Below are 12,627 nucleotides of genomic sequence, written 5' to 3'. Positions count from 1 at the left end.
ATTCATTGCCAGATTTCCTTTAGCCGCGCATCACGTCCGCACTGCCAACGATAAAATGCATAACTAACGGGGTTTTTTAGATAATATTTTTGATGATACTCCTCGGCTGCCGTGAACATGGTACTCGGACGTAGTTGTGTATATATTGGCTTGTTTAGATAAGTTTTAGTTTTTTCAATCACTGTTTGCGCTATTAGCATTTGTTCATTGCTTAGATATAAAATGGCACTTTGATATTGCGCACCCAAATCACAAAATTGTCGATCTTTAACCGTTGGATCAATATGTTTAAAGAAATAATTCAAAAGTTGAGTATAACCCAGAACATCATCTTCATACCAAATTTTAACAACTTCTAAATGATCTGTTTTCCCTTGTGATACGTGTTTGTAATTTGGGTATAAGGCCGTCCCTCCATCGTAACCCACTTCAGTTTTGACAACGCCCTTAAGTTTGTCAAAATCCGCTTGGACACACCAAAAACAACCTCCAGCAAAAATTGCTATCTTTGACTCAGCATAGCTAAATTGCGTCAAAATATAAAACCCTAGCAAACTCGCAAACTTTAAATATCGCAACATTTTATCACTCCAATTTATCTATCAATCTATTAAGTTATAGATCACAAAGAAGCCAAACACAATTAAGAGTAAATTACATAAAGCACTAAAAACACTAAAAGTACAATCGATCGGTTTTTTATATTTTTTATCTGTCAACTTGCAACAAATTATGAATAATAAATCACTTTTTAAGCAGTTATGCTATAAACAACATGGAAAATCCGAAATATTTTAAATATAATTATGCTCAATAAGATCATGTGTTACTGAGTTCAATTTACTATTAACAATGATCTGGGAGATTTTTTAACCTAAAGATGATGAGAGAGACCATGAAAGAAGATAATAGTATATTATTGGTTAGCACCAATAAAGAAAACACCAAAGACCTGCAAGCGTTACTTCAACGTTACTTACACCAAACCAACGTTGCACTTTCAGGACAAGAAGCCTTGGACTTATTGGCTGCTAATAAAAATACCAGAGTAGTACTCCTTGATTTATTACTACCCGATATGTACGGCATTGAACTATGCAAAAACATTCGCGAACGCTATCCAAACATGGCAATTATCTTTGTCTCAAAAAGTACCGATGCCACCGAAATTGTATTGTGCTTTGAAGCAGGCGCTGATGACTATATTGAAATTCCTTACAACCAGCACGTTCTTATGGCGCGTATCAAGGCGAAACTACGTGATCGCAATACCACGCAATCACCATATGCTATTACAGGCTCAGTCAATATTGAGGATATAAACATTAGTGATTATAACCAAATCCAGTTTGGTAAATGGGTATACCATCCGCGTAAGTCATTAGTTACACACCCAGATAACGCAGACATTTACCTAACCGACAAAGAAGGTGCTTTACTTAAGCTGTTGCTATCTGATCCAAGTAAAACTTTTATGCGTGAAGAAATTGCCAAATATCTTAATCTAAATGTCAAAGAGAGCATGGTGCGTGATGTCAATATTCATGTTCACCGACTGCGTAATAAATTAACCCAAGGACACAACTCAAGCTCACCAATTAAAGCAGTACGTTCACAGGGTTATACATTAGATTCATATTTGACTTATGTTTATGACAATAAAGAAGTTTCTTTTTTGTAACTTCTCTTACTGAATCATTCTAAATCAGCTAAATTCCCCTTTTGCTCTAGCCAATGCTTGCGATCTAATGAACGCTTTTTAGCAAGCATCTCATCCATTTCCTCCAGATCAAAACGCTCATCAGTGGATAACGTTAACTGCACAAGGCGTCGGGTATCCATTGCCATTGTTGATTCTCTTAGTTGCATTGGGTTCATCTCACCCAACCCTTTAAAGCGCAAAACATTGGCTTTAGCTGATTTTTTATTTTGAGCTATTTTATGTAAGATCACATTCTTCTCTGCTTCATCTAACGCATAATGCACTTCTTTGCCAACGTCAATTCTAAATAACGGCGGCATAGCAACATAGATATGCCCTTTCTCAACCAATGGTTTAAAGTGACGCAAGAACAAAGCACATAGTAATGTCGCAATATGCAAACCATCTGAATCCGCATCCGCGAGAATACAGATCTTACCATATCTTAACCCTTCTATATTATCACTACCTGGATCAACGCCAATGGCCACTGCAATATCATGGATCTCTTGTGATGATAGTACTTCTGATGAATCAATTTCCCATGAGTTTAGAATTTTCCCTCTTAATGGCATTACTGCTTGAAACTCACGATCTCGCGCCTGTTTTGCCGAACCACCTGCGGAATCCCCTTCCACTAGAAATAGCTCACTATATTGCGTATCTTGCGTTACACAATCTGTGAGTTTACCAGGCAATTGTGGGCCTTGTGTTACTTTCTTACGCACAACCTTTTTCTCGGCTTTAAGGCGTTTTTGCGCCCGCGAAATAATGGCTTCAGCAATTTGATTTGCCGTCTCAATATTTTGATTTAACCACAAACTAAAGGCGTCTTTGACATGTGTGGCAATAAAGTTCACACAATCACGTGATGACAACCTCTCCTTGGTTTGCCCTGAGAATTGCGGTTCAGGCATTTTAAGTGATAATACATAACAAAGACCTGCAAAGATATCATCTGGCATAATCTTAACACCACGCGGCAAAATATTATGAAGCTCACAATATTCACGCATTGCATCTAACAGTCCCGACCTTAAGCCGTTAACATGCGTGCCACCTAAAGGCGTTGGAATTAAGTTAACATAGCTTTCTGTAATTAGGTTATCACTTTCTTGTGGCCAACAAAGCGCCCAGTCAACAACATATTGTCCATCGGTGAAAGAGCCTGAAAAGGGAACCGCTGGCAATATCTCAAGACCGTCAATTTTCTCTTGTAAATAAGCCAATAACCCACCATCGTATTGCCAAGTCATACGATCGTTTTGTTCATCGTTTTGATAGTCAACAATAAGACCTGGGCACAATACTGCTTTGGCTTTTAATAAATTTTTTAATTTACGCGTTGCGTATTTGGGGGTATCAAAATATTTAGGATCTGGCCAGAAGCGCACCGTAGTCCCTGTGTTCTTTTTTCCAACTTCAGATACTATCTTTAATTCTTCAACCTTATCACCATGCTCAAAAGCAATAAAATAACGCTTACCATCACGCTTGATAAACACCTCAACACGCAAACTTAATGCATTGACTACCGACACACCAACACCGTGAAGCCCTCCTGAATAAAGATAATTTTCTTTGGAGAATTTACCACCCGCATGCAAGCGCGTCATAATGAGCTCAACACCTGATATTCCCTCCTCTGGATGAATATCAACCGGCATCCCTCGACCATTATCTTCAACCTCAAAACTGCCATCATCATAAACTCTGATGTTAAGTTTATTGGCATGTCCTGCTAATGCCTCATCCACTGCATTATCAATCACCTCTTGTGCGACATGATTAGGGGTTTGTGTATCAGTATACATCCCTGGACGTCGTTTAACAGGGTCAAGACCTGATAGAACTTCAATGGATTGAGCAGTGTATTGATTCATAACAAAATGGTGCTTATTATTTTATGTCTAATTTTATCGTTTATTCTGGCACAAAATCGAGTAATCTTAAATCTAAATGCTGCCTCGAATGGAAAATTATGAATATCCGTGATCTAGAATACATTATTGCCGTTGCTAAACATAAAAACTTCAATAAAGCAGCACAAGAATGCTTTGTCAGCCAACCGGCACTTAGCATGCAAATCAAAAAGCTTGAGGATGAGTTAGGCATCGCTATTTTTGAACGTTTCCAAAAAAGCGTGCTTGTAACAGCCATTGGCCAACAGATTATTGACAAAGCACAATCATTATTAACCATTGCTCAAGACATCAAAGATCTCGCCGCGATGCATAACAAAACGGAAGACCTATTGTTTAAAATTGGACTATTCCCCACGCTTGCTCATTATCTGTTACCACAACTCATTCACACAAGCTTAGCGGATAAGAGCCCTATTAAGATATATCCTATTGAGGAAAAAAGCCCTATTCTAATTCAAATGCTACAATCGGGTAAAATTGATGCTGCCCTTTTAGCACATGACTCATTACCTCAAGGGTTAGAGTTTTTACCATTATTTAAAGATACATTTAAACTGGCTGTGTATGACGGGCACCCTTTAAGTCAGTTACAAGAAGTCGATATATCAAAACTTGACGATGAAGCCATGCTTTTTTTAGAAAAGGGTCACTGCCTGCGCGAGCAAGTGCTCTCTTTAAACATCAATCCCGCACAAAGCATCCAGTGCAACGCCACAGGTCTTGAGACGCTAAGGCAAATGGTCATTGCTAAACTTGGCATTACCATTATCCCTGAGATTGCCACACTTACCTCACACAATGGCATTCATTATATTGACTTTAAGGCACCGGCTCCTTTTCGTGAGATTGGTTTGGTTTATCGTCGTGGCTCAGCCATTACCAAGTGGCTGAAAGCCATCGAATCACTTGTGCGAAAAAGCGTGCCAAGTTTGGCTTCTCATTAAATTTTAAACCCGCTATAATCCACCATGTTAATAAATAAGTCTGCTCTTTGCTGATCTTGGAGCTTATGCTAAAACAAATAATAAAATTAGGAAAAACATGTCAAACCTGAGTCATTTCATCTCTCAAAACTTAATACTATGTATTATCTTTGTACTTGCCATTTTGATCTACCTTGGTTATGAAATTCGCCAAGCTAAATCAAGTCGTTTTCAACTATCAATACAAGATGCGATTAACATCACAAACCGTGACAAAGGTGTGTTTTTAGATATTCGCGATAGCAAGCTATTTAATGAAAGTCACATTGTTGGTGCGATCAATAGTAGCGTTGATGAACTTAAAGAAAACACTAAAACACTCAACAAATATAAGAACAATCCAATTGTCGTCTACTGTGCAACAGGGGCACAAAGTGCTAGTGCCTGTGATTTGTTAAAAAAGGCAGGCTTTGATAAGCTTTACACACTAAAGGGTGGCTTCAAACAATGGTTACAAGATAAATTGCCGACTGACAATAAAACCGTAGCACATAATGAAATGAATACTGACAAGAAAGATGTAAAAAATAGAAAAGATAGAAAAGACAAAAATGATAAAGGCGTATCTAAATGATTGAAATTTACACTAAGCCAACGTGCCCCTACTGCATTAATGCCAAGGGATTACTTAGCGACAAAGGTGTTATATTTACTGAATATAACATCATTAACAAACCTGAATTGCGTGATGAAATGATTGAGCGTGCCAAAGGACGCACAACGGTGCCACAAATATTCATCAACAACCAACACATTGGCGGTTGTGATGACTTGTACGCCCTTGAAGATGCCAATGAACTTGACCCATTACTTGGAAAATAACACTTAACTTAACTATATAAGGAAAGACTATGACAACTGAAACAAATACACCAGATATTCAATTTCAAATCCAAAAACTCTACACCAAAGATATTTCATTTGAAATCCCTAAAGGTGCTGACGCATTCAAGCAGGAATGGAAGCCTGAGCTCAATGTCGCTTTGAATACTAAAGTGACAGGCTTGCCTGAAGAAAACATGTATGAAGTTATACTAACGGTTGAAGCAGATGTTAAATGCGGTGATGCTGATGCGTTTAAAGCAGAAGTGCAACAAGCCGGTATCTTCCTTATTTCCAATATGGAAGAAGGGCAACTAGATCATGCGCAATATGCATTTTGCCCTAATATCTTATATCCATACGCGCGTGAAGCAATCTCTGACTTAGTCGCTAAAGGCGGCTTCCCACAGCTATGCTTGGCCCCTGTTAACTTTGATATGATCTATCAACAAAAGCAGCAAGAGCAAAAATCAAACTAACTTAAGCTAATACTAATCACTTAGCACTCAATGTAACATAAGCTATTGCTTACACCAGAAAACCTTCAAAACGTGATTATCTGGAGATTTCTGATATTGGTATACGCCTATGCATCTCAATCCATTTATCCCCATCAAAATCAGCAATATCCCCACCTACAAATAGATCTTTTTTATTATAGCTTTCTATAGAACGTGGTACGGCATCTCCATCTTTTGCCTTACACATTATTAGATAAACCTCAGCACCACTTAAAATTAACTCAATATGCTTAAGTCTCTCTTTATAACCAAGATCATCTTGCCGATCAATATACTTTTGATGATTCGTAAGACGAAAAAATAACCTTTTATCATCAAGCTTTTCTTTTTCATCTTGCCAAATGCGTAAACACACAATTCCATCATTTCTTATGCCTCCCCAAGACCATCGATTATTTTTTAGTGGAGCTTTAATTTTTTCAAACAACTTGCTTAATGACATCTTTGCCGCAATCTCCTTTGTTTTTTGATATACGTAGTAAATCTATCCTATCTATTTCTGATAGATTTTAATAATTGATAAGCCACAGGCACAATAAACAATGAAAACAATGACCCTAATAATAATCCGGCAACAATAACCATACCGATTTGTTGGCGTGCATGCTCACCAACTCCCGTGCTTAACAATAATGGAATAGCACCTAAAATCATCGTTGCTGATGTCATCAAAATTGGGCGCAGACGTGTCGCTGCCCCTTTGATCACAGCTTCATTTAATGCTACCCCTTTTGCCAATAGTTCATTGGAGAATTGCACTATCAACACGCCATGCTTAGACACCAGTCCAATCAAGGTGATTAAGCCAATATCTGTATAAATATTTAGTGTCCCTCCGATGAGTTTAAGCCCAAGCAAAGCGCCAATAACACATAAAGGTACGGTTAATAAAATAATAAATGGATCGACAAAGCTTTCAAACAATGCAGCAAGTACCAAATAAATAAATAAAAGTCCCGCAATGAAGATAATAATCATACTGTTATTACCCTCAAGCATATCTTTGGCATCTCCTTTAAACGCTAAACTAGTACCTGGTAATAGCTGCTCAGTAATCGCTTTGATTTGCTCAACCACTTGCCCCATTGAAGCATTTGGCTGCAAGTTAACACTAATCGACATGGCATGCATTTGGTTATAAGTGGTCAAATAAGGAATTTTTACCACTGGGGCAATACTTACTAAGCGCCCTAGCTGCACCCAACCACCTGAGTCAGTTTTGATATATAAGCGGTTTAATACACCAAAGCTCTTAAGATCTTTTTTGGGTAACTGCACATAGATTGGAAAGCTCTCACCACCGGTTTCATAATCACGTGATAACTGCCAACCACCAAACATAATATTTAAGATCGTTTGGATATTCGCAGGGTCAACATCTAACAAAGCAGCATTAGTATAGTTGATATCCATATCAAATTGCCCACTGTCTGAGGCGCTGCCGATGCTTGCATAGGATATACTTGGCAGTTTCTCGAGCATATTGATTAAACTTTCTGCTTTTTTATAAAGCGTTTGATAATCATCCATACTCAATAGATACATCTGAATATCGCCATCACCTGATTGATTACGTCCTGATAATGGAAATACCCAACTACTACCTTGTATGCCTTGCGTGTTTTTAATAATGCCATTTAATTCACGCGCTACTTTATAGGCATTGGTGACTTGATCCTCTTTTAAAATATTCATTGAAAAGCCTGATGTTTGTCCACTTTGTGTATCGACAAAACCAAATGAGTGATCAAACACCTTGCTCGGTAATTTACTTTGAACCTCATCGAGCTTTTGCATGATAAAATCTGAGCTTGCATTGCTTTGCCCGACGATATTCACACCTACCACACCAATGGTATCATTGGGTTGCAATGCCGTAGGCATCGAGCGAAATAAACCGACCCCTGCAATAATCAAAATGACAAAAATAGCAATGATCCAAAAACGAACTTGCAGCACAAAATAAAGTAATTTTTTATATGCTTTTTCACAGTTTGCAAACAATCTAGTGACAAACTTCTCATAGCGACTTTCTTTTGCATTACCCAAAGTATGTGCACACATAGTCGGTGATAAAGTCAACGCCACAAAACCTGAGATTAAAACACTTGCAGCCAAGGTAAAGGCAAATTCACGAAAGAAAACGGCTGACTTGTCATTCATAAACGCAATGGGGATATAGACCGCAACCAATGTAATGGTCATACCAATAATCGCAAAGCCAATTTCTTTACTGCCTAAAATTGCTGCATCAAATGCATTATAGCCTTTTTGCATGTAGCGATAGCAGTTCTCAAGAACAACAATCGCATCATCAACCACCAGCCCCACGGCTAGCACAATGGCAAGTAATGTCATCATATTGATACTAAAACCTAACGGCCAGATAATCACAAATACGCCGATCAAACATACTGGCAAAGTAACAATAGGGACAAGGGCTGCTCTAAAGCGACCTAAAAACAATAAAGAGATCAATGATACCAAGATAATTGCCTCAATAATGGTTTTAATCACTTCATATAGTGATGCTTTAAGCGAGGTTGCGACATTAAAGAGCACACTGGCTTTCATGCCCGGAGGCAATGAGCCTTGCATTTGTTTAACGGCCTTTGCAACAGCATTAGCAACATCAATCGGGTTGGCATCACTAGTTTGCGAGACATTGACGACCACACCGGGTTTACCATCGATAATACTAATTGAACCATTGGCAAGTGATAAACTCCCTAAATAAACTTTAGCTATTTGTTTTAAATAGATTAACTTGCCATTGTGTTTAGCAATAATAAGATTTTCAAACTTACTGATACTATCCAGTGCGCTATCAACATTAATCGTATAGGTATTGTTATTAGTAATCAGTTGCCCTGCGGAAACATTACGATTCAACTGCTCTAGTTTATTGACAACATCAATGGCTGAAATTTTTAAAATCGCCATGGCTTTAGGGTCAAGCTCTATACGCAGTGCTGAGCCTTCGGAGTAAACTTGCACATCACCGACTCCTGGAGTCTGTGCGAGTTGTTTAGTTATCGTATCATTGATATATGATGTCAGACTTTCCGTTGAGCGATTACTATCTTGAAAGCCAATAAGCATCACTTGCGATCCATTGCCACGCTGCCTTATCTGTGGTGTTTGCGCATTTTGTGGTAGATCAACACCTGCAATATCACGCATTACTTCAGATTGCGCGGTAATAAACTTCTCTTGATCAATATTACCAAAGTTCAATTTAATTTGACTTCGATCTTGCATAGATGTCGCTTCGATATAACTTAAATTTTCCGTCCCTGAAATTGCTGCAACAAGTTGTTGAGTGACATCTTTTTGCACTACATCAGCACTTGCCCCTGGATAATTGGTTTGAATCATCAGTACTGGTTTAAACACTGTTGGTTCAAATTGCAACTTAACATAACTAAAGCTTAACAAACCACACAATACCAATATCGCATTAAGTACAAATGACAATACCGGACGCTTAATACAGATCTCAGGCAGCTTCATTTATTTCTCCACCTTAACAGTAACACCATCAGAAATATTACCCTCGGCAGAGACAATGACTTCTTGCCCTTTACTCAAACCCTCTAAAATACTGACATAACCTTTATCGATTTGTCCGATTTGTACTGGTACCATTTTGGCTTTACCCTCAACAATAACATAAACGATAAAACCACCACTTTGCGCACTTAATGCACTTTCTGGTACCGCTAACACCATATTATTTTCTTTGATAATTTGTGAGATATAAACACTCATACCAGGGTTTAACAGATTATCCGTGTTTTTAAATACAGCACGCACAGTAAAGGTCAAATTATCATCTGAGACATCTGGTGAAATATAATCAACCTTGGCATGGAAAACCTGCCCTGGAAATGCATCAACTTTAAAATCAACCGTTTGCCCAAGCTTAATACTGCCAGCATAGGATTCCGGTAACGCATATTGTAATTGCAGATTCTCTTTATCCACTAAGGATACCAAGGTATCTCCTGCTGAAACATAACTGCCTTTAGCTAAGGTCGTTAATGTCAAATAGCCACTAAAAGGGGCAACAATTTTGGTATTGGATAACTGATACAACGCTGCATCATATTGCGCTTTTGTCTTCATATAACTTGCCTTGGCATTATCTAGCTCACTTTGTGATACGGCATTATTTTCCTTATACAAAGTGTCTGTTCGCTTATATTGCGCCTCAGATTTTGTAAAGTCTGCCAAAGTAGAACTTACATCTGCCATTTGCTTGGTATCATCCAAAGTCATCAACAGCTGCCCTTTTTTAACATACTGACCACTCGTGAAGTCAATACTATTAATAATTCCTGCAATTTGCGCTTTAAGTGTGACCGTATTTGGTGCGATCAACAATCCCGTTCCTTTGGCTGATAGTGGGATATTGCGCTCATTGACCGCTGCAACCATAACACCTGTCGGTTCAACGTGAAAACTCATCTCTTTTTTAGCGGTCGCCAGAAACAAAAAGTAAATAACAATCAACAACAAAACGGCTGTCACAATTCCAAAAATAATATGTTTTTTCATTCATTAATACCAATGATAACAATTGCTACCGCCTAAACTAGACGATCTTTTGGCACGATTCAAGAACATTAATAAATGTTGTTTAAAATAAGACGTTAATTGTCTATACCCATCGTAAATCATTTTGCGGTGTTTAGTTGCAAAGCAGTTTATGAGGATTTTACAAAGCTGGATTGCAGGTAATAGCTAGGACTATTGCCAAAATTCAACTTTGTAAAGGCGCAGCAAATGCAAAGCAAGAAATTCTGTAAAATGGTTTATGATGGGTATATCATGTACTACCAACTTAAGCCTATAGAAAAATAGAAAAATAGAAAAAGTAAAAAAACAGGAACCTATGCTATGGCACAAATTATTGATGGCAAAAAAAAAGCGCAAGAAATCAGACTAAAAATCAAATCACAAGTTAATCAACTAAAAGAACAAAACAAACGTATCCCAGGGCTTGCTGTCATTATTGTTGGCAATAATCCTGCCTCACAAATATATGTCAATAACAAACGTAAAGCCTGTGAAGAGGTGGGGTTTTTATCGCTTAATTACGATCTTAATGAAAATGTGAGCAATGACGAGTTATTAAACCTTATCGATCAGCTTAACAATGATCCAACTATTGATGGCATATTGGTACAATTACCACTTCCACAACATATCGATGCCGAGAAAGTACTTGAAGCCATTCGCCCTGATAAAGATGTTGATGGTTTTCATCCTTATAACATTGGTAAATTGATGCAGCGAAATCCGCTGTTGCGTCCCTGCACACCCAAAGGTGTTATGACATTACTTGAGTCGGTGATCGATAATTTAAAAGGCAAACACGCAGTCATCGTTGGCGCTTCTAATATCGTTGGGCGCCCCATGTTAATGGAGCTTTTATTAGCAGGCTCTACTGTCACCACCTGTCACCGTTTTACTAATGATCTCACAGAACATTTAGCGCGCGCTGACATTGTGGTTGCCGCCGTTGGCAAACCGCACTTTATCAAGGGTCACTGGCTAAAAAAAGGTGCTGTGGTCATTGATGTTGGTATTAATCGATTAGAGGATGGCAGCATTGTCGGTGATGTCGACTTTGACAAGGCTTTAGCATATGCTGCTTTTATTACACCGGTTCCAGGCGGTGTTGGTCCTATGACCATTGCTACTTTACTAGAAAATACGTTATTTGCTTGTGAGTATTTACATAGCAAGGCATAATGATTCGCGAGAAGTTTGGAGCGAATATACATGAAGCTTATTAAAAATCACCTTTCAATTTGGGTCGGTGCCATCGTTATTGTGTTGGCTATTATTCTAGGAATGACTGCACTTTACCATAATAATGCACATGCCATTATCAGTAGTAAATTAGAAAAAACAGCTAACGTTGCCAAGGATAACCCCAAAACAATTAAAAGTTCAACAAATGATGAACCCATCAATTATACACAGCTAAGTCCTAAAGCTGCCTATGATAAAGGGGTTGAGTACAGCAAACAAATCAGCAAATCAGGTGGCAACAATATAGATAAAGCGGTTGATTATATTCAATACTCAGCTGCCACAGGATATGCTGAAGCGCAATTTAAGCTTGGGCTTATGTACTTCCAAGGATTGGGCGTGCAATCAAACCCTGCGGTTGGCTTCTACTGGATTGAAAAAGCTGCTAAAAATGACTATGCCGAAGCACAAATTTATTTGGCATATATGTATAAGAAGGGCATTGGTGTATCAACCAATCTCTTTAAATCAAACTATTGGTTACGCCAAGCTCGCGCCAATGGTATTGATCTAAGCTTAGACGCATTGCCATTTTTCTAAACGTTCAAGTTTAGGTATAATGGCACTACCTTTGGAGGATCACTAACCATCCATGACAGCTTCGCACTGGATCCTCACGCCATCCTGGCTCAGGATGACAAATCAGAGGGTGTCATTGCGAGCATGGATACGTGGCAATCCATTTTATCAGGGATGGTTGATTTAACTTCGTTGCAGAGCCTATATTTACAAGATACTTCTTAAGGTAGTGCCATTAATTTTATAGTATTTCTGCCATTGAATTTATCGCACTGTTGTAATTGAGTTGTAGCAACGCCCCTAGCTATTACCTGCAATTCAGTTACCGAAAA

The 12,627-nt window shown here is 38.3% G+C and carries 12 protein-coding genes; 7 read left to right on the top strand and 5 right to left on the bottom strand.

Annotated elements, in window-relative coordinates:
• Positions 1-2: 2 nt before the first annotated feature.
• Complete coding sequence (gene msrA, locus ACZ5V8_RS03650; RefSeq protein WP_440615252.1) at positions 3-581, bottom strand: peptide-methionine (S)-S-oxide reductase MsrA; 579 nt, start codon at positions 579-581, stop codon at positions 3-5.
• A 314-nt stretch (positions 582-895) separates the two neighbouring features.
• Between msrA and ACZ5V8_RS03645 the strand changes: the two genes are divergently transcribed.
• Positions 896-1,681: a response regulator transcription factor gene (locus ACZ5V8_RS03645; protein ID WP_464218388.1), complete on the top strand. Its 786-nt coding sequence runs from the start codon at positions 896-898 to the stop codon at positions 1,679-1,681.
• A gap of 14 nt (positions 1,682-1,695) precedes the next feature.
• Here the strand turns inward: ACZ5V8_RS03645 and parE are convergent, their stop codons facing one another.
• Entirely contained in the window at positions 1,696-3,585 is a 1,890-nt protein-coding gene (gene parE / locus ACZ5V8_RS03640) for a DNA topoisomerase IV subunit B (RefSeq protein ID WP_464218387.1), read from the bottom strand.
• A gap of 23 nt (positions 3,586-3,608) precedes the next feature.
• Between parE and ACZ5V8_RS03635 the strand changes: the two genes are divergently transcribed.
• The 4 genes from ACZ5V8_RS03635 (at position 3,609) to secB (ending at position 5,911) form a co-directional block, all read left to right on the top strand.
• Complete coding sequence (locus tag ACZ5V8_RS03635) at positions 3,609-4,571, top strand: LysR substrate-binding domain-containing protein (protein WP_464218386.1); 963 nt, start codon at positions 3,609-3,611, stop codon at positions 4,569-4,571.
• Positions 4,572-4,668: 97 nt separating this feature from the next.
• A complete protein-coding gene (locus tag ACZ5V8_RS03630; protein WP_464218385.1) occupies positions 4,669-5,184 on the top strand; it encodes a rhodanese-like domain-containing protein in 516 nt (171 codons plus the stop codon).
• On the top strand, positions 5,181-5,432 hold the full coding sequence (grxC, locus tag ACZ5V8_RS03625) for a glutaredoxin 3 (RefSeq protein ID WP_440615257.1): 252 nt from the start codon (positions 5,181-5,183) through the stop codon (positions 5,430-5,432). Before ACZ5V8_RS03630 ends, grxC begins: the two co-directional genes overlap by 4 nt.
• Before the next feature lie 29 nt (positions 5,433-5,461).
• Complete coding sequence (gene secB, locus ACZ5V8_RS03620; protein WP_464218384.1) at positions 5,462-5,911, top strand: protein-export chaperone SecB; 450 nt, start codon at positions 5,462-5,464, stop codon at positions 5,909-5,911.
• A gap of 76 nt (positions 5,912-5,987) precedes the next feature.
• On the opposite strand, the gene ACZ5V8_RS03615 is transcribed toward secB, so the two are convergent.
• The 3 genes from ACZ5V8_RS03615 to ACZ5V8_RS03605 are packed head-to-tail and all read right to left on the bottom strand — an operon-like array spanning position 5,988 to position 10,513.
• Positions 5,988-6,395 carry a hypothetical protein gene (locus ACZ5V8_RS03615; protein WP_440615259.1) on the bottom strand — a complete coding sequence of 136 codons (408 nt, stop codon included), beginning with the start codon at positions 6,393-6,395 and terminating at the stop codon, positions 5,988-5,990.
• Positions 6,396-6,442: 47 nt separating this feature from the next.
• Positions 6,443-9,466 (bottom strand): efflux RND transporter permease subunit, encoded by a 3,024-nt coding sequence (locus ACZ5V8_RS03610; protein ID WP_464218383.1) that lies wholly within the window; start codon positions 9,464-9,466, stop codon positions 6,443-6,445.
• Positions 9,467-10,513: an efflux RND transporter periplasmic adaptor subunit gene (locus tag ACZ5V8_RS03605; protein WP_464218382.1), complete on the bottom strand. Its 1,047-nt coding sequence runs from the start codon at positions 10,511-10,513 to the stop codon at positions 9,467-9,469.
• A gap of 342 nt (positions 10,514-10,855) precedes the next feature.
• On the opposite strand from ACZ5V8_RS03605, the gene folD reads away from it, so the two are divergent.
• Together folD and ACZ5V8_RS03595 are read left to right on the top strand one after the other, a co-directional pair.
• Positions 10,856-11,713 (top strand): bifunctional methylenetetrahydrofolate dehydrogenase/methenyltetrahydrofolate cyclohydrolase FolD, encoded by an 858-nt coding sequence (gene folD / locus ACZ5V8_RS03600; RefSeq protein WP_440615262.1) that lies wholly within the window; start codon positions 10,856-10,858, stop codon positions 11,711-11,713.
• 30 nt (positions 11,714-11,743) lie between these two features.
• Positions 11,744-12,316 carry a tetratricopeptide repeat protein gene (locus ACZ5V8_RS03595; RefSeq protein WP_440615263.1) on the top strand — a complete coding sequence of 191 codons (573 nt, stop codon included), beginning with the start codon at positions 11,744-11,746 and terminating at the stop codon, positions 12,314-12,316.
• Positions 12,317-12,627 lie beyond the last annotated feature (311 nt).

The organism is Cysteiniphilum sp. GTC20157 (assembly GCF_055396795.1).
The sequence above is the reverse complement of the archived record's forward strand: the minus strand, read 5'-3'. Positions and strand labels throughout refer to the sequence as shown.